We start from the raw sequence: 16,588 nt of genomic DNA, 5'->3' as shown, positions 1-16,588 counted from the left end.
CCCGTGCCGGTGAATCGTCCGCCCGGCCCGGCCGGCGCCCGGATCAGCGCCCGAAGGTGCGGTCGAGCAGGTCGAACAACGCGGCCCAGTGCCGCTTCGTGGCCTGCTCGTCGTACATCGGCGTGTCCGACTGGGTGTAGCCGTGGCGGGCGCCGGGATAGACCTCGGAGCGGTAGGTGACACCGGCCGCGTCCAGCGCCTTCTCCAGCACGGCGATCTGCTCGGCGGTCATCGACGGGTCGGCGTCGGCGTGCCCGAAGTAGAGCTCGCCGCTCACCGCGCCGAGGCCCAGGTGCGGGCTGTCCGGCGCGTCGGTGACGACCCGCCCGGCGTGGAACGCGGCCGCCGCGGCGATCCGGTCCGGCAGCGCCTCGATCGCGCGCAGCGCGTTCATGCCGCCCATGCAGTACCCGGTGATCGCCGCCGGACCCGGCGCGACGTCCGGCTGGGCGGCGAGGAAGTCCAGGTAGGCGGCGGTGTCCCGGGCCACCGTCTCCGGCGTCAGCGCGGCCATCATCGGCCCGATGCTCTCGAACAGGGCGCCGCGGCGGCTGTCGTCGGCGAGCGCGCCGAGGTCGATCAGCGGGGCGCGTCCGGCGCGGTGGAACAGGTTGGGCGCCAGCACGACGTATCCGCGCTCGGCGATCGTCGCGGCCATCTCCGCCACCCGGGGCCGCAGCCCGAAGGCGTCCATGAACAGCAGGACGGGCGGGAAGGGGCCACCGGAGTCCGGCCGCGCCAGGTAGGCGTCCGCCGTTCCGTCGGGGGTGGGCACGTCCACGGTCGTCGGCTGCACTGTCGGGGCCTCCTTGCTGCGGGTTCCGGGCTGCACGCTACCCCCGGCCCGGCGGCGCCGGCGCCTCGGGCTCGCGACCCGTTTGCCGACGTCCAGCGTGGGAATCCGGCAATCCCAGCGGAGGAAGGCGGCGAGATGGACCAGGATCAGTTCATCGGCGCGGTGGCCCGGCGGTGCGGCGCGTCCGCGGAGCAGGCCACGGCGATCACCCGGGCGACGTTGACGACGCTGGCCGAGCGGATCGACGGTGGGGAGGCCCGCGACCTTGCCGACCAGCTGCCCGAGGCGCTGCGGGCCTACGCGTTCGGCCCGGCCGAGGCGGCCGAGCCGTTCGGGCTCGACGTGTTCGTGGAGCGGGTCAGCGGACGCGCCGACGTGGACGTGGACGCCGCCCGCGACGGCATCACGGCGGTGTTCGACGTGCTGCGCGACGCCGTCGACCCGGCCGCGTACGCCCAGGTCGTCACGCAGCTTCCCGCCGAGTACGGCGACGTGGCCGACCGGAGCGCCCCGTACGTGCGGCGCACGGCGTGAGCGAGGACGCGCTGCGCCGCCCGCCCGAGGCCGACGCGCAGGAACAGCGGCAGGACGAGACGCTCGTCGGGCCACCCGACACGGTCGACAGGGCGGTGCCCGAGGCGAGCGAGGCGGACCTGGCCGAGCAGGGCGTGCTGCGCCCGCCGAGCGACCGGGCGGGCCTGGGCGAGTCGGTGCGCGACGATCTGACCGCCGCCGACGCAGTGGAGCAGAACACGGAGATCCCGCTGCCCGACGAGGAGCACTGGGCCTGACCGGCTCAGTGGTCCGGGCTGTCCGCCCGGGCCATCAGCCGCAGCGCGTTCGGGTCCAGACCGATCCGGACCGGGGTCTGCCCGTACGGCTCGCCGTCGACCTCGATGCGGGCCGGCCGGTCGGTGTCCAGCCACAGCTGGCGTACCGCCAGGAACGGCTCGTCGCCGAGCGTGCGGCGGTGGCCGGCCGCCGCGTTGCGCGCCGTCTCGCGCAGCAGCCCGCGCCGGGTCGGCCCACCCACCGGGTACGCGACCAGCAGCCGGTCGTCGGCGGTGGCGTCGGCGGTGATCGGGCGGCCGGCGTGGAAACCGCCGTTTGCCACGTACACCTGATGGGTGGTGAACGTGTGCTCGCGTCCCTCGGCGCGGACCGTCACGCGCAGCGGCCGGTGCCGGGCCAGCAGACCCAGCCCGGTCATCGGGTACGCGAGCCGCCCGGCGGCCCGCTTCAGCCCCGGCGGCGCGGCCTGCATGATGTCGGCGGACAGCCCGATCCCGACGTGGTTGGTGAACCGGGTGTCGCCGATCAGGCCCAGGTCGACGTCGATCACCTTGCCGTCGGTGAGCACCGCGATCGCGGCGTCCAGGTCGAGCGGCACGCCGACGGTGCGGGCGAAGTTGTTGGTGGTGCCCAGCGGCAGCAGACCCAGCGCGACGTCCCGGTGGGCCAGCAGCCGGGCGGCCGCGCCGACGGTGCCGTCGCCGCCGCCGGTGACCAGCAGGTCCGGGCCCAGGTCGGCGGCCTCGGCGAGTACCCGGTCCAGTTCGCCGGGCCGGTCCACCGGGTACGCGCCGAGCAGCGTGAACCCGGCCGCGCGCAGGCGTGCGTGGACGGTGTCGTAGAGCCGCCGGCCACGGCGGGAGTGGGCGTTGACCACCAGCGCCGCCCGCCGTCGTCCCCGGATCGCCGTGGTCAGCTCCTGCTTGCTCCGCACGGTTGCGACAGTAGCCGCCCCGCCCGGCAGCGGTCCGGTCGCGCTGCCGACGTGGACGGCATCGGTTACCGTCGCGACGGCCGTGATCGTCGATCTTCGAGGGTGGATGTCCCGATGAATCAGCCGGCAACACCGCAGGCGCCAGCGCCCCAGCACACCCAGCCGAACCGCCCGGCGCAGACCCTGATCGGGCTGGCGCTGATCGTCCCGGCCGTGATCGCCTGGGTCTGGTCGTACGTCCTGCCCACCCTGTCCACAGTGGCCCGCAGCTTCCAGGGTGACGGGCCGCGCGGCTCGGGCGAGTCGGCCGGTACGGCGAACTACGAGGCCGCCCTCACCTCCGGCTTCGCCGGGCAGGTCGGGTTCGCGGTGCTGCTCGCCCTGATCCCGCTGGCGGTGGCGCTGCTCGCCGCGCCGCTGCTCGCCGTCCTCGCCGACCGGGCCGGCCGGGTCGCCCGCCTGGTCACCCGGGGCGTGCTGGCGCTGCCGCTCGCCGCGTACGCGCCGGTCGCGGTGTACCTCGGCCGGCGCGCCGAGGGCATCGAGGACGGCACCCTCACCCAGGATCTGCAGTCCCCCCGGACGTTCCTCGTCTCGGCGCTGGCACAGGTGACGTTCGGGCTGGTCGTCGCGGTGGCCGCGACGCTGTACCTGAGCGCCCTGCGCCGGCGGGACCCCGACCAGCGGCCCGCGCCCGCCATGCTGACTGTCGGCGGGCTGCTCGGCCTGGGCGTCCTCGCCGCCGCCCTGCAGACCTACACCGCCCCGGTGATCCTGACCGGCGGCGGGCCGCGCGGCGAATCCACTGCGACGCCGGTGTTCACCGCCGTGCAGACCACCTTCCGGACGATGCGCTTCGGTGTCGGGTCCGCCACGTCGACGCTGCTGCTGGTGCTGCTCGGGCTGCTCGGGATGGCCGCGGTGGCGCTCATCCTGGCCACCCGGCTGCGCATCGAGTTCGACGGCTGGCGGGACGGCCCGGCCGTCCGGGAGGCGGAGTCCTTCACCGGCCGCCGGCCGCTGCTCGTCGGGCTGACCGCTGTCGCGCTCGTCGTCGTCCTCGGCGTGACCGTCTGGGCGTCGCTGCCGTGGCTGCGGAACTTCTCCGCCGACACCGGGCCCCTGCCCAAGGGGGTCGACACGGCGAACCTGTTCGCCAACACCTGGGTGCCGCCGCTGCTGTCCACACTCGTCGCGGTGACGGTCGCGGCGCTGGCCGGGTTCGGGATCGGCGCGCTGCGCCCGCTGGGGCGCTGGAGCGAGCTGCTGCTGGTGCCGTTCGCGCCGTGGTTGTTCGTCGGCGCCGGCCCGCTGGCCATCGCCAATTTCGAACGCACGACGGAGCGCGAACAGCTGGGCCTGTTCCTCGGCCTGGTGCCGCCGACCTGGCTGTCGGTGCCCGCGCTGTTCGCGTTCACGCTGCTGTTCCGGGGCCAGCACGAGCGGTGGCGTTCCGGCGGCGGCGCCGGCCGTACGCTGCTGCTGCCGGCGCTGCCGATGCTGGCCGTGACCGCGTTGCCGACCTGGCTGGCACACGCCCAGTCGCCGTTGTGGTCGATGCTCGTGGGCCGGGGCCCGGACAGCCTCACCGCTCCCGCGCTGGTGCAGATGATCGCCGGCCGCGCCTTCGGCGCCGGGGGCGAGCTTCCGCTGGGCCTGGTCCTGCCGCTGCCCATGCTGATCCTGTTCGTGGTGTTGTTCGTCGCGCTCATGGTCGGCTACCTGGATCGGCTCGCCGTCCGGGTGGGGCGGCGCGGCGGCCCGGACGCGCCGCCTACCGGGGCGCGCGAGCCTGCCGCCAAGGTCACCGCATAGGGAAACCCCCGATTACCGGCGGTGACGTCGCGCCTAGCGTCGCAGGCATGGCAACTGACGCGCTCACACCGGCCCGGACCGCCCGTCTCCACCGCGCCCGCCTGGCGCTGCCCCTGTTGCTGCTCGCCCTGCTCGCGCCGGCCGGGTGCGACTCCGGCGGCGACGTGCTCGACGGAGGCGCGGCCGACACCGTGGCGGGCGAGGACGGCGGCGACACCGACGCGGGCGCGGTGGACGACGTGCGACCGCCGTGCCCGTTCACCGCCGCCCAGGTCTCCGAACTGGTCGACCGGAAGCTGCGCGACGAGGGCAACTGCTCGTTCGGCGACGGCATCGCCCAGCTGGCGGTCACCACGGCCTCGGCCACCGCCGGCAAGGCCACCTACGACTACCAGCACGAGCAGGCCGGCCAGCAGTACGAGAAGGTCGTCGACCTGGACCGGGGCGAGCGGGGTTACCTCGCGGTCAAGGACGTGCGCGGCGAGGCGGTGCTGATCGACGGCAAGGGCACGTACACGGTGACGATCAGCAGCTTCGGCGGCGGCACCGCCGGCAACGAGCAGATCCTGCGCCGCACGCTCGACGCGATCCCGGCCTGAGCGGGGGCCGGCATGCGAACCCGTCGACTGATCGCGCTCGCGTTGACCGCGATCCTGCTCACCGCGTCCGCCGGTTGCGGCGGCGACGAACCGCCGGCCGCCGGTGCCGCCGCGCCCGGCGCGGGCTCGCCGGTCGCGGACCCGACCGGGGAGGCGCCGGCCGAGCCGAGCGCCGAACCGGTGGACGACGTCGCCGGGCCGGACGCCTGCGCGCTGGTGTCCAAGGCCGACGCCGAACGTCTCGCCGGCACGCCCCTCGACGAGCCGGTCGCCGCCGGGCAGTCGTGCACCTACACGGGGCCGACGAGCGGGCCGACCGCCCAGGTCGAGGTGTTCGTGGGCGACGGCGCCAAGAAGTACCTCGACATCGAGCGGCAACTCGAGCACGAGATCCGTGAGCTGGCCGGCACTGCCGACGAGGCCCTGCTCACCGCGGAGGCGTTCTTCCTGCGCAAGGGCGACCTGTGGGTCGCGGTGCGGCTGGTGCGGCTCAACGACCCGCAGGAGAACCGGGCGCCGCTGGAACGGCTCGCCCGTACCGTCGCCGGCCGGATGTGAGGCGGCCGGTGCGCGGCCGTCGGCTGCTCGCGGCCGGCGTGGCGGCGCTGCTGGCGGTGACCGGCTGCGGCGGCCCCACGCCCGGCCCGGCCGACGCGGCCGACGACGGGCAGCCCCGGTACGGGCAGGCGCCGGCGCCCGGGAAGGACGTCACGCTGCAACCGGACGTGGTGCTGGTCGGCGGCGGCAGCCGCACCGTGCGGTCGGTGAGCCCGGACGGGCTGACCTGGCGGCTCGACCCCGGCGCGCGCGACGCCGACCGGCTCGCGCCCGGCCGGGTCATGTTCCTCACCGGACGCGGCGTGGGCCGGGTGCTCGACCTGGCCGAGGAAGGCGGCGACCTGGTCGTCACGATCGGCCCGGTCACACTCACCGAGGTGATCCGCGACGGCACGTTCGGCGGGGACGACGTCACCCTCGACCAGCCGACCGTCTACGTGGCAGGTGAGCCGTCGTGGACCCGGGACGCCGCGGCGGCCGGCGGCACGCTCGGCCGATCCCGGCCGCTCGCCGTCGCGCCCGCGCAGCCGCCGCCCGCGCCGGGCGGGCAGGCCGCCGCGAGCGCCCACGGCTACCGGGTACGGACGTTCTGCTGCGCCGGTGGCGTCGGCACGCACTTCACGTACGACGACGGCGGCGTCCGGCTCGCCGGCACCGTCACGCTCACAGTCGGCCGCCCGGCCGCGTCGTTCCACCTGGCCATCGGCGCGGGCAAGGTGACCCGGGCCGAGCTGGAGCTCGGCGGCGGCTTCGGCATCAAGGTGGACTTCACCGCCGGCGTCGACGGCGGGCAGAACCACCGCAGGACGTTCCCGGTCCCGGTCGACATCGCGTTCCCGATCGGGCTGGTCGCCGGCCTGCCGCTGTCGTTCACGGTGAGCCAGACGCTGGAGGTGGCCACCGCGTTCGGCGCGAAACTGGGCACGTTCCGCGGCTCCGGCGAGTACGCCCTGGCCGGCAAGCTCGGGTTCGGCTACGCGAACGGCCAGGTGGGGTCGCGCGTGACGGAGGGCTTCGCGCGCCGGGTGAGCCTGCTCGACTCGCTCACCGGCGTGCCGGTCGGCGTGATGGGGCTGGTCGTGCGGCACGGCGTGCGGTTCACCATGGGGATCAGCGCGTTCCTGTTCACCGCCGGCATCTGGTTCGAGCTGGTCACCTCGTACGGGGCCACGATCGGGTCCGCGCTCGGCGCCCCGTACGCGGTGTGCCGGGGCGTCGGCCTCGGCGTACGGGCGAGGTTCGGCATCGGCTACCGCATCCTGGAACCCGTCGTCCAAGTGATCAACAAGTTCCTCAGCCTGCTCAGCCCGTCCCGGGCGCCCCGGATCCCGCCGATCGCGGCGACCAGCGGGCCGAGTTGGAGCGCCGACGTCTACCGCAACCAGGAGGTGATCCCGCCCGTCTCGATATGCGGACAGGTTCCGGGCTAGGCCGCGCCGACGCTGGGTTCGGGGGCGCGGCTGTGCCACCATCCCGCCATGGACGCCGCACTGGTCGGCCGCGACGCGGTCGTCGAGCGGGTGTGGCGCGCCCTGGCGGCGGGCACTCCGGTGCTCCTCGACGGTCCCAGCGGCATCGGCAAGACGACGCTGTGGCGAGCAGTGCTCGACCACGCCCGGCGCACCGGCTGGCGGGTGCTGTCCGCCGCGCCCACCGAGGCCGAGAGCGCGTTGCCGTACGCGGCGCTGGCGGACGTGCTGCGCCCGCTGGCCGACGCGCTACCGGGGCTGCCGGCGCCGCAACGCGCGGCGGCCGACATGGTGCTCCTGACCGGCGAGCACGACGGCGCGGCGGTCGACGAACGGGCAGTGGGCGCCGCCACCCGCACCCTGCTCGACGCGGCGGTCACGGACGCGCCCCGGCTCCTGCTCGCCGTCGACGACCCGCAGTGGCTGGACCTGCCGAGCGCCCGGGCGCTGCGGTTCGCGCTGCGCCGGCTGTCCCGGTGGCCCGCCGTCCTGGCCACCCACCGCACCGGCGAGACCCCGGCGACGCCGGTGCCGCTCGGGCTGGACGACGACCCGACCGGCCGGCACCCGCTGCTGCGCGCCGACGTACCGCCGCTGCCCGCGCCCGACCTGCACCGCATCCTTCAGGCCCGCCTCGGCGGCACGCTCAGCCGCCCGCTGGTCGAGCGGCTGGCACGCGACGCCGACGGCAACCCTCTGCTCGCCGTCGAACTGGCCCGGGCGGTGCTGCGGCTGCCCCGCCCACCCGCGCACGACGAGGACCTGCCCGTACCGTCGTCGCTGCGCCGGCTGCTCGCCGAGACGCTGCGGGCGCTGCCCGGCCCGAGCCGGGAGGCGGTCCGGCTGGCCGCGCTGCTGACCGTGCCGGACATGCGGGACCTGACTGCGGCGGGCATGCCGCCCGGCGCGCTGGACGCGGCGGAGGACGCCGGGCTGGTCGTGGTCACGCCGAGCCGGATCAGCTTCGCCCACCCCCGGTACGCCGCGGCGGTCCGGGAGAGCATCCCGCCGGGAGCCCGGCGGCGCCTGCACGCGGTGCTCGCCCGCGCGGTCGCCGACCCCGACGAGCGGGCCCGGCAACTGGCCCGGTGCGCTGTCGCGCCGGACGCGGACGTCGCCGCCGACCTGGCCGCCGCCGCGGCCCGGCAGCGCATACGCGGCGCGCCCGCGCTCGCCGCCGACTGGTACGCCCGGGCGGCCGAGCTGACCCCGCAGGCCGCCACCGCCGACCGCAACCGGCGTCGCCTCGACGCGGTGCAGTGCCGCATCGACAGCGGGGACTACGCGGCGGCCGGCCGGGCCGCCGAGGCCGCGGCCGAGGAGCTGACCGGCGCCGAGCGGGGTGAGGCGCTGCTGTTGCGCGCCCTCGTCGCCTGGTGCGCCGACGACCTGGTCACCGCCGTGCGCGTGGCCGAGCAGGCGCTCGCCGCGGCCGGGCCGGACGGGGACCTGGCCGGGCGGATCCACACGCACCTGACGATGTTCCACGACCAGCCGGAGGCCGCGCGGGCGCACGCCCGGGCGGCGATCGCCCGGCTCTCCGACCGCGACGACCACCGCCCGCTGTTCACCGCCGCGCTGCTGCTGTTCTTCTTCCACGAGGTACGCGCCGGTGGCGAGGCGCCGACCGGCCTGCTCGACCGGGCGCTGGCGCTGGAGGCCGGCGAACCGTCCTACCTGGCCGGCTCGGTGCCGGCGATCTGGTGGAAGGCCGTCGACGACCACGACCGGGCGCGGGCCCGGCTGCACCTGATGCTGGACCGGGCGGTGGCGCGCGGGGACGACCCGCTGCGGCACGAGGCGCTCACCCATCTCGGCGAGACGGAACTGCTCGCCGGGCGGTTCGCCGAGGCCGGTACGCACATCGCAGACGCCCGTGACCTGGGTGAGCAGCTCGGCACCGGCCTGGTGGGCGAGAGCTGGCTGGCCGGCATGCTCGACGCGCACCGGGGCCGGCTGGCGCGGGCGGGTGCCACCGCCGCCGGGCTACGTCGCGACGACGACCTCGGCGACGCGTGGAGCCGCCGGCTGCACCACCAGCTCACCGGGCTGGTGGCGCTCGCCTCGGGCGAGTGGGTCACGGCCGCGGCGGCGTACGGCTCGCTCGCGGCCGACCTGGACGGTTCGGGCATCGTCGAGCCGCTGGGGCAGCGGTTCGAGCCGGACTGGATCGAGGCGTGCGTGGGCGCCGGTGACCTGGACACCGCGCACGCGGCGCTGGACCGGCTGGCCCGGCGGCACGCGCGGCTGCCGCGGCCGTGGACGACGCTCGGGCTGGCCCGCAGCCGGGTGCTGCTGGCCGGCGCGACGGGCGCGGACCCGGGCGAGGCGCTGGACGCGCTGACGCAGGCCCGGGCCACGGTGCCGGAGGCGGTGCTGCCGTTGGACCGGGCCCGCTGCCTGCTCGCGGCCGGGCGGGCGTACCGGCGGGTGCGGCGGCGGCGGGAGGCGCGGGCGGCGCTCGACGCGGCGGTGGCCGAGTTCGACGCGCTCGGCGCGTCCGCGTTCGCCGACCGGGCGCGGGCGGAGCTGGGCCGCATCGGCGCCCGCACCCCGGCCCCGACGGCGCTCACCGCGACGGAGGAGCGGGTGGCCCGGCTCGCCGCCCGGGGGCAGACGAACCGGCTCATCGCCGACGCGCTCTACATCAGCCCGAAGACGGTCGAGGCGAACCTGGCCCGGGTCTACCGCAAGCTGGGCATCGCCAGCCGCGCCGAGCTGGGCGCGGCGATGGGCCGGCGTCCGGGCGACTGAGTCGCTCAGGACGCGGCCGGGGCGGTCAGGGCGCGGCGAGCGTGTCCAGGTGCGCGCCGAGCAGCGCCCGGGCGCGCGCGGGTGGCATCCGCTCGGGGTGCAGCAGCGCGTGCAGCGCGAGCCCGTCGAGCAGGGCGTGCAGCCCGGCGACCGCCTCGGGGTCGGGGGCCGGTTCCCCGGTGAGGAGGCAGACGGCGAACTCGGCGGCGCGGCGGATGCCGTCGTCCGCCTCGGCCATCCGGGATCGCGCGGCCGGGTCGGTCTGGGCGCGCGCGGCGAGCAGCAGCCACACCTCGGCCTCGCGGACGCGCTGCTGGTCCAGCGGCAGCAGGTGTTCCAGCACCCGCTGGGCGACCTCGCGGGGGCTGCCGGTCCGGTCGTCGGCGGCGATCCGCTCGGCCGCCTCGGCCTGTACGTGCTCCATGGCGAACACCAGCAGTTCGGTCTGGGTCGCGAAGTAGTGCCGCAGCGCGCTCGGTGACCAGCCCGCCTCGGCCGCGATGCTGCGCACGGTGGCGGCGCCGACGCCGTCGCGGTAGACGACCCGCCACATCGCCCGCGCCAGCTCGGCACGGCGCGCGTCGTGGTCGACGATCTTGGGCACGGGCCCCTCCGAACCTGGTCGACGAACGCTGCTACGGTTATCGCACATCGTACTAAAAAAGGAGGCCGCATGCTCGTGGCAGTGATCGTCGGATGCGAGGTGGCGTTCTGGGTGGTGCTGCTCGCCGGGCTGATCGCCCGGTACCCGCTGCGCCGGCCCCGCCTCGGCGCGGCGCTGCTGATCGCCGTGCCCGTGGTCGATCTCGTGCTGCTGGCCGCCACGATGATCGACCTGCGCCGGGGCGCGACAGCCACGTTCGCCCACGGCCTCGCCGCCGCGTACCTCGGGTTCTCGGTGGCGTTCGGGCACAGCATGGTGCGCTGGGCCGACGAGCGGTTCGCGCACCGGTTCGCCGGCGGGCCTCCCCCGCGCCGGGCCCCGAAGTACGGGATGGCGCGGACCCGGCACGAGTGGCGCGAGTGGGGCAAGGGCATGATCGGCTGGGCGGTCGCCTGCGCCGTGCTGCTCGGTGGCATCGCCCTGGTCGGCGACGGCGAGCGCACCGCCGAGCTGTGGGCGTGGGCCGGCCGGCTCACCGTGGTGATGGCGGGCTGGCTGGTGTTCTGGCCGGTCGCGTACACCGTCTTCCCGAAGCGGGCGCCGCGCGACGCGTGAGGCTCACCCTCCGCCCCCGGCGACCCGGCCTACCGGCTGCTTCGCCGACCGCCCGGCGGCGGACGGCTCACCGCGCCGATCGACGGCGATCGCGACCAGCAACAGCCCGGCCAGCGCCGCCAGCGCCAGCGGCGGCGGCAGCGCCGTCCCGAGCGCGGCCAGCGGCAACGCCGCACCGGCGACGGCCAGCCGGGCCGCTCCCACCGGCTGACCGGTCAGCCGCCGGAACAGCAGCCGTCCGGCCAGGTAGACGGCCGCGCCACCGAACAGCGCCACCGCGGCCGAGCGGTTCAGCCGGGGCCCGGCCTCCGGGTCGGCGACGTGCTCCAGCACCTGCTCGATGCCGAGCGCCAGGTAGATGACGCCGGCGACGAGCAGCAGATGGGTCTGGCTGTAGGCGTCCGCGGCCATCCGGTCCCGCCGCGCCGCCGGTGCGGCGGCGAGCGCCCGGGCCGCCTCCGGGGACGTGCTGCGGAAGTAGAGCCACCAGAGGCAGACGGTCACCACGAAACCGACGAGCGCCACGGCGAGGACCGACGGCTCGGTGACCGCCGAGGCCGCGCCCACTCCCGCGGCCACCACCGACTCCCCCAGCGAGATGATCAGCACCAGGCCGTACCGCTCGGCGAAGTGCGTCGGGCTGCGCAGCGGCCAGGCACCCCGGCGGGCGTACGACAGCCGCTGCCCGGCCACCTCGACGGCGAAGCCCAGCACCCACAGCGCCGCGTGCGCGGCACCGTCCAGCAGCGCGCCGAGCAGCAGCGGCACCCAGCCGACGGCGCTGACGCACGCGAAGAACCGGATCCGGGCGCGCAGTTCCGGGTCACCCGCCGCGGCCCAGTGGAACAGCGTCAGGTGCACCGCGCGCAGCACCACGTAGGCCAGCACGACGATCAACGGACCGTCCAGCCCCGGGCCCGGCGTCCACGCCTGCGGCATGGCGAGCGCGGCCAGGAACAACGCGGCCATCGCGACCAGGAACCCGCCGCGCACCACCCCGACGTCGGCGGGCGTGTGGTTGCCCAACCATGTGTACGACAACCACGCCACCCAGAGCAGCACGAGCAGGAGCAGGCCCTTGGCCATCCCCGCCGGGGTCGGGTGCGGCTCGATCAGCGCCATGATCCGGGTGAGCGCGAAGACGAAGACCAGGTCGAAGAAGATCTCGAAGGGCGTGACCCGGCGCTCGTCCGGCCCCGGCCGGGGCGCGCGCGGCCGTCGTCGCACCCGTTCGCGTCCCACGCCCGCCGCCCTCCGCCGGTCCACCTCCTGCGCCGACGGTAGGCGGCGCAGGGCGGGCGATCGGGCGATTCCCGGGATCACGCCGGGCTCGGCCTGCGGTCAGTTCAGCCGACCGCGTCGTCCGGCCAGGCGGCGCGGACCAGCGCGGGCAGCACCTCGCCAGCCGGGCCGCGCAGGTTCACCGCGCAGATCGCGTCCAGCGGCGTCGGCACCGGGTTCACCTGCACCACCGGCGCGCCGAGACGGGCCGCGACGAGCGGGATCTCGGCGGCCGGGTGCACGAGCGCCGAGGTGCCCACCGTCAGCAGCAGGTCGCAGCTGGAAGCCGCCTCGACCGCCGCGTCGAGCGCGGCCGACGGCAGCGCCTCGCCGAACCACACCACCCCGGGCCGCACCGGCGCGCCGCAGTCGGCGCACGCGGGCGGGTCCAGCGGCCCGTCGTGCGCCTCCGGCGCATGCGACTCCGCCCCGTCGTGCGGTTCCGCCCCGTCGTGCGGCTCCGGCGGACCGGCGGACGGCGGCAGGTCCGACGGCAGCGGCGCGGGCCGGGCGCAGGCCGAGCAGCGGGGCGCGAACAGGCTGCCGTGCAGGCGTACCGGGGCGGGCACGCCGCCGCGCTCGTGCAGGTCGTCGACGTTCTGGGTGATCACCACGGTGTCCGGCAGCCGGGCCGCGATCGCCGCCACCGCCCGGTGCCCCGGGTTCGGCTCGGCCCGGCGCACCCCGCGCCGGCGTGCCTCGTACCAGCCCCAGACCAGCGCCGGGTCGGCGCGGAACGCGGCCGGTGTCGCCAGCTCCTGCGGGTCGTAGCGTTGCCACAGCCCGGTCTGGGCGTCCCGGAACGTCGGCACGCCGCTCTCGGCCGACATGCCGGCCCCGGTGAACACCACCGGCCGGCGCGCGGCGGCCAGCAGCCGGCCCGCCTCGGCCAGCTCCGGCCCGGTCACACGTCCACCGTCAGCCGCACGTCGACCCGGTCACCCAGCTCGATGCCCTCGGCCCGGCGCGCCGCGACCCGCAGCGGCACCACGTACCGGCCGTCCTTGGGCCACAGCGACGTCCGCCAGTCGGTGCCGCCGATGCGGACCGTCACCGGGATCATGCCCCAGCCGTAGGTGACCGACGCCGATGCGGCCTCGATCGCCGCGCTCTGCTCGTCGGGCACCGTGACGAAGTGGTACGGCGCCGGGCCGCGCCAGAACCACACCTCGCCGCTGAACGCCAGCTCCATCCGGTCAGGATAGGGGCCGGGACCGACAGAGCCCGAGCAGCCGCAGCCCGGCCGTCGTCACCCAGGCGAACAACGGGAACACGGCGACACGCTCCATGCCGCCCACGCCGATGCCGGCGTCCACCCGGGCCAGGAACAGCACGGTGCCGGCCAGGCCGAGCAGGCCCAGGAACGCGCTGACGGTCCGCAGCTCACGCAGCAGCGGCGACCTGCCGAGCGCGGCGGCCAGCAGCGCCGCGTTGCCGAGCGCGAAGACCAGCAGCGCGCCGAGCACGTGCAGGTTCTCGTCCACGTCGGCCGGTAGAGACCGGCCAGCACGTACCCGGACCCGGCGGCCACTGCCGACGCCACGGTGACGGTCGCGGCGCGGCCCGGGCGCAGCGCCCGGCGCGCGAGCAGCGCGCCGACCGCGAGCAGCAGCCCGGCGGCGACGAACACGGCGTTCATGCCCGCGTGCCACGGTGAGCAGACCGGACGCGGCCGGCTGGTGTCCCACACGCCGCAGGTCACGTTGCCGAGGTCGCTGATGTTGTGCTCGGCCCAGCTGAACCGGGGCTGGTCCCAGGCCAGGCCGACGAGGACGTTGGCGGCCAGGAACGACACGGCGGCGAGCAGCCAGCAGGCGCCCGCGAGACGGTTTCTCACCCGACGAGTGCACGGTCTCGGGGCGCCCCGGCGCACGGGGCGTGGCGGGCCGGTTCGAGGTAGGGCCAGACCTACCCGGGAAGCGGGGTCCAGCCGGCTGGGAAGCACGGTGTGGCCTGGCTAGCGTCGGGCCATGACCGTTGATCACGGGTTGGCCGGCGCGTTGCGCCGCCGCCGCTACCTGCTGTCCGCGTGGCCGTGGCGGGCCCTGGCGTACGCCGTCACGACCCTGCCCCTGGCCGGCACGGCGGCGCTCGGCGCGGCGGTGGTCGCCGCGCCGCTGCTGCTGGTGGCCGGCGCGCTGCGGCGGGGCCGCCCGGTCGACGCCACGGCGCTGGCGGTGCTGGCCGTGCTGGCACTGACGGTGGTGGCGTTCGCGCCGCTGGCCGGCGCGCCGGTGGCGGCGGTCGAGCGGTGGCGCCTCGGCCTGGTCGACGACCGCCCGGTGACCGCGCCGAAATGGCGGGGACTCGTCGCCCGCTTCACCACCGCCGACGGGTGGCGGGAGGGCGCGTACCTGGCGGTGCTGGGTGTGGCGGTGCCGCTGGCGTACGGGATGTTCGGTCTGCTCGTGCTGCTGGACGTGGCGCTGGTGGCCGGTCCGTGGCTGGCCGGCGGCGAGGACCGCATCGTGCTGATCTGGGCCACTGTCGACTCCCCCGCCGAGGCGGTGCCGTACGCGGTCGCCGGTCTGCTGGCGGTCCCCGCGCTGGTCTACCTCGCCGGGCTGCTCGTCGCGGCCCAGGCGGCGGTGGCCCGCCTGCTGCTCGACGACGCGCCCGGCGGGACGGCGCTGCGCGAGGTGACCCGGTCCCGGGCCCGCCTGGTGAGCGCCTACGAGGCCGAGCGCCGCCGCGTCGAGCGGGACGTGCACGACGGCGTGCAGCCGCGCCTGACCAGCCTCACCCTCCAGCTCGGGCTGGCCCGCCTCGACGTGCCGGACGGCTCCCCGGCGGCGAAGCCGCTCGCGGCGGCGCACGAGCAGGCCAAGGAGCTGATGGTGACGTTGCGCGGGATCGTCCAGGGCATCCGCCCGCAGCAGCTCACCGAACTCGGCCTGGCCGCCGCCGTCGGTGATCTGGCCGCCCGGTCGGTCGTCCCGGTCACCGTGCACGCCGACCTGACCCGCCCGGTGCCGGACCTGGTGCAGACCACCGCCTGGTACGTGGTCTCGGAGACGCTCGGCAACGTGGCCCGGCACTCCGGGGCGACCCGGGCGCAGGTGCGCCTGATCCGCGACGAACGACTGCTGGTGGTGGAGGTGCGCGACGACGGCCGGGGCGGCGCCGACCCGGCGCGCGGCACCGGTCTGACCGGGCTCGCGGACCGGGTGGCGGCGGTGGACGGGCGGCTGCTGCTGTCCAGCCCGCCCGGTGGGCCTACCCTCGTGCGGGTGGAGCTGCCGTGCCGTCCGTGATCCGGGTCGTCCTGGCCGAGGACGAGGTGCTGCTCCGGGAGGGTCTGGTGGGCCTGCTGACCCGGTTCGGTTTCGCTGTGGACGCCGCCGTCGGCTCCGCCCCGGACCTGCTCGACGCGGTCCGCACCCACCGGCCCGATTTGCTGGTGACCGACATCCGGATGCCGCCGCAGCACCGCGACGACGGCCTGCGGGCGGCGGTCGCGCTGCGCGCCGAACGCCCGGACCTCGCCGTGGTGGTGCTCAGCCAGCACGTGCAGAGCGGGTACGCCGCCGCGCTGCTCGACAGCGGCGACGGCAACCGGGTCGGCTACCTGCTCAAGGACCGGGTGGCGGACGTCGAGGAGTTCGCCGCGACGCTGCGCCGGGTGGCGGCCGGCGGCACCGCCGTCGACCCGGACGTGGTGCGGCACCTGCTGCGCCGCCCGCGCGACCCGCTCGGCGCGCTGTCCCCCCGTGAGCGGGAGGTGCTGGGCCTGGTCGCCGAGGGGCACTCCAACAGCGCGATCGCGGCGCGGCTGCACGTGACCGAGGCGGCGATCGGCAAGCACGTGGGCAACATCCTGGCCAAGCTCGGCCTGCCGCCGGACGAGGACACCAACCGACGGGTGCTGGCAGTGCTCGCCCACCTGCGCGCGGCGGGCTGACCGGGCGCTACAGGCTCATCGGCGCGGGGTCGGTGGCCAGCGCCCGGAACCGCTCGCGCGGGTCGGGCACCAGCCGCCGTTCGGCGAGGTCGAGCAGGCCGCCGACGCCGGACACCGAGGCGACGGGGGTGCCGTCCGCGCGGGTGAACTCCTGGCCGATCCGGAACGTCTTGCCCTCGCCCCAGTGGAACTCGCAGGTCACGTCGACCTCGTCGCCGCCGCGCAGCTCCCGCAGGTAACGCACAGTCACCTCCAGCGCGACCGGCCCGACGCCGCCGGCGATCAGCCGGTCCTGGCCGATGCCGGAGGCGCGCAGGCACTCCCAGCGGGCGTGCTCGGCGTACTGGAGGTAGACCGCCTGGTTGAGGTGCCCCTGCGTGTCGAGTTCGTAGCCGCGCACGGTGACGCGCACCCGGAACGGATCTGCCATGCCGGCAGCCTAACCAGCGGCGCGGACAAAACGGCGTGCG

General features: G+C 76.2%; 18 protein-coding genes and 1 pseudogene. 10 read left to right on the top strand and 9 right to left on the bottom strand.

Going from position 1 to position 16,588, the window contains the following annotated elements; translation table 11 throughout:
- Positions 1-43: 43 nt before the first annotated feature.
- Positions 44-796 (bottom strand): dienelactone hydrolase family protein, encoded by a 753-nt coding sequence (locus tag A8711_RS15835; protein WP_069088633.1) that lies wholly within the window; start codon positions 794-796, stop codon positions 44-46.
- Between the two features lie 135 nt (positions 797-931).
- On the opposite strand from A8711_RS15835, the gene A8711_RS15830 reads away from it, so the two are divergent.
- Together A8711_RS15830 and A8711_RS15825 are read left to right on the top strand one after the other, a co-directional pair.
- Entirely contained in the window at positions 932-1,330 is a 399-nt protein-coding gene (locus A8711_RS15830) for a DUF2267 domain-containing protein (RefSeq protein WP_069088632.1), read from the top strand.
- Entirely contained in the window at positions 1,327-1,587 is a 261-nt protein-coding gene (locus A8711_RS15825) for a hypothetical protein (RefSeq protein ID WP_064445871.1), read from the top strand. Before A8711_RS15830 ends, A8711_RS15825 begins: the two co-directional genes overlap by 4 nt.
- Before the next feature lie 5 nt (positions 1,588-1,592).
- On the opposite strand, the gene A8711_RS15820 is transcribed toward A8711_RS15825, so the two are convergent.
- Positions 1,593-2,522 (bottom strand): diacylglycerol kinase family protein, encoded by a 930-nt coding sequence (locus A8711_RS15820; protein WP_064445870.1) that lies wholly within the window; start codon positions 2,520-2,522, stop codon positions 1,593-1,595.
- 114 nt (positions 2,523-2,636) lie between these two features.
- Between A8711_RS15820 and A8711_RS15815 the strand changes: the two genes are divergently transcribed.
- The 5 genes from A8711_RS15815 to A8711_RS15795 are packed head-to-tail and all read left to right on the top strand — an operon-like array spanning position 2,637 to position 9,717.
- Positions 2,637-4,337, top strand: a complete 1,701-nt coding sequence (locus A8711_RS15815; RefSeq protein ID WP_233607799.1) for a sugar ABC transporter permease — start codon at positions 2,637-2,639, stop codon at positions 4,335-4,337.
- A 47-nt stretch (positions 4,338-4,384) separates the two neighbouring features.
- Positions 4,385-4,936, top strand: coding sequence for a hypothetical protein (locus A8711_RS15810; RefSeq protein WP_069088631.1), 552 nt, complete (start codon positions 4,385-4,387; stop codon positions 4,934-4,936).
- A 12-nt stretch (positions 4,937-4,948) separates the two neighbouring features.
- The gene (locus A8711_RS15805; RefSeq protein ID WP_069088630.1) at positions 4,949-5,494 is read left to right on the top strand and encodes a hypothetical protein; all 546 of its coding nucleotides are present in this window, start codon (positions 4,949-4,951) and stop codon (positions 5,492-5,494) included.
- An 8-nt stretch (positions 5,495-5,502) separates the two neighbouring features.
- Complete coding sequence (locus A8711_RS15800; RefSeq protein WP_069088629.1) at positions 5,503-6,924, top strand: hypothetical protein; 1,422 nt, start codon at positions 5,503-5,505, stop codon at positions 6,922-6,924.
- A 48-nt stretch (positions 6,925-6,972) separates the two neighbouring features.
- Positions 6,973-9,717, top strand: a complete 2,745-nt coding sequence (locus tag A8711_RS15795) for an AAA family ATPase (protein WP_064445866.1) — start codon at positions 6,973-6,975, stop codon at positions 9,715-9,717.
- 25 nt (positions 9,718-9,742) lie between these two features.
- Here A8711_RS15795 and A8711_RS15790 read toward each other — a convergent pair whose 3' ends face one another.
- Positions 9,743-10,321 carry a TetR/AcrR family transcriptional regulator gene (locus A8711_RS15790; RefSeq protein WP_069088628.1) on the bottom strand — a complete coding sequence of 193 codons (579 nt, stop codon included), beginning with the start codon at positions 10,319-10,321 and terminating at the stop codon, positions 9,743-9,745.
- Between the two features lie 69 nt (positions 10,322-10,390).
- Here A8711_RS15790 and A8711_RS15785 point away from each other — a divergent pair, with 69 nt between their 5' ends.
- A complete protein-coding gene (locus tag A8711_RS15785; protein ID WP_069088627.1) occupies positions 10,391-10,936 on the top strand; it encodes a hypothetical protein in 546 nt (181 codons plus the stop codon).
- A gap of 3 nt (positions 10,937-10,939) precedes the next feature.
- Here A8711_RS15785 and A8711_RS15780 read toward each other — a convergent pair whose 3' ends face one another.
- The 5 genes and pseudogenes from A8711_RS15780 to A8711_RS32855 form a co-directional block, all read right to left on the bottom strand.
- Entirely contained in the window at positions 10,940-12,178 is a 1,239-nt protein-coding gene (locus A8711_RS15780; protein ID WP_069088626.1) for a low temperature requirement protein A, read from the bottom strand.
- Positions 12,179-12,282: 104 nt separating this feature from the next.
- Positions 12,283-13,125, bottom strand: a complete 843-nt coding sequence (locus tag A8711_RS15775) for a Sir2 family NAD-dependent protein deacetylase (RefSeq protein WP_069088625.1) — start codon at positions 13,123-13,125, stop codon at positions 12,283-12,285.
- Positions 13,122-13,409, bottom strand: coding sequence for a DUF1905 domain-containing protein (locus A8711_RS15770; protein ID WP_069088624.1), 288 nt, complete (start codon positions 13,407-13,409; stop codon positions 13,122-13,124). The genes A8711_RS15775 and A8711_RS15770 overlap by 4 nt, the downstream gene beginning before the upstream one ends.
- A gap of 4 nt (positions 13,410-13,413) precedes the next feature.
- Positions 13,414-13,701: a hypothetical protein gene (locus tag A8711_RS32860; protein WP_233607800.1), complete on the bottom strand. Its 288-nt coding sequence runs from the start codon at positions 13,699-13,701 to the stop codon at positions 13,414-13,416.
- Between the two features lie 65 nt (positions 13,702-13,766).
- Positions 13,767-14,012, bottom strand: a pseudogene (locus tag A8711_RS32855) (DUF998 domain-containing protein); the annotation flags it as partial.
- Positions 14,013-14,187: 175 nt separating this feature from the next.
- Here A8711_RS32855 and A8711_RS15760 point away from each other — a divergent pair.
- Together A8711_RS15760 and A8711_RS15755 are read left to right on the top strand one after the other, a co-directional pair.
- A complete protein-coding gene (locus A8711_RS15760) occupies positions 14,188-15,471 on the top strand; it encodes a histidine kinase (protein WP_064445859.1) in 1,284 nt (427 codons plus the stop codon).
- Positions 15,459-16,118 carry a response regulator transcription factor gene (locus tag A8711_RS15755; protein WP_043323831.1) on the top strand — a complete coding sequence of 220 codons (660 nt, stop codon included), beginning with the start codon at positions 15,459-15,461 and terminating at the stop codon, positions 16,116-16,118. Before A8711_RS15760 ends, A8711_RS15755 begins: the two co-directional genes overlap by 13 nt.
- 7 nt (positions 16,119-16,125) lie before the next feature.
- On the opposite strand, the gene A8711_RS15750 is transcribed toward A8711_RS15755, so the two are convergent.
- Positions 16,126-16,548 carry a thioesterase family protein gene (locus A8711_RS15750; RefSeq protein ID WP_043323829.1) on the bottom strand — a complete coding sequence of 141 codons (423 nt, stop codon included), beginning with the start codon at positions 16,546-16,548 and terminating at the stop codon, positions 16,126-16,128.
- Between the last annotated feature and the right edge of the window lie 40 nt (positions 16,549-16,588).

The organism is Micromonospora sp. II, from assembly GCF_001709195.1.
GTDB lineage: Bacteria > Actinomycetota > Actinomycetes > Mycobacteriales > Micromonosporaceae > Micromonospora > Micromonospora chalcea.
Note: the sequence above shows the minus strand (reverse complement) of the source record. Positions and strands in the feature narration are given on the sequence as shown.

Bases quoted from the DNA above. Each gene is read 5' to 3' on its own strand.
- A8711_RS15830 (WP_069088632.1), top strand. From the start codon at position 932: ATGGACCAGGATCAGTTCATCGGCGCGGTGGCCCGGCGGTGCGGCGCG.
- A8711_RS15815 (WP_233607799.1), top strand. From the start codon at position 2,637: ATGAATCAGCCGGCAACACCGCAGGCGCCAGCGCCCCAGCACACCCAG.
- A8711_RS15810 (WP_069088631.1), top strand. From the start codon at position 4,385: ATGGCAACTGACGCGCTCACACCGGCCCGGACCGCCCGTCTCCACCGC.
- A8711_RS15805 (WP_069088630.1), top strand. From the start codon at position 4,949: ATGCGAACCCGTCGACTGATCGCGCTCGCGTTGACCGCGATCCTGCTC.
- A8711_RS15795 (WP_064445866.1), top strand. From the start codon at position 6,973: ATGGACGCCGCACTGGTCGGCCGCGACGCGGTCGTCGAGCGGGTGTGG.
- A8711_RS15785 (WP_069088627.1), top strand. From the start codon at position 10,391: ATGCTCGTGGCAGTGATCGTCGGATGCGAGGTGGCGTTCTGGGTGGTG.
- A8711_RS15770 (WP_069088624.1), bottom strand. From the start codon at position 13,409: ATGGAGCTGGCGTTCAGCGGCGAGGTGTGGTTCTGGCGCGGCCCGGCG.
- A8711_RS15760 (WP_064445859.1), top strand. From the start codon at position 14,188: ATGACCGTTGATCACGGGTTGGCCGGCGCGTTGCGCCGCCGCCGCTAC.
- A8711_RS15750 (WP_043323829.1), bottom strand. From the start codon at position 16,548: ATGGCAGATCCGTTCCGGGTGCGCGTCACCGTGCGCGGCTACGAACTC.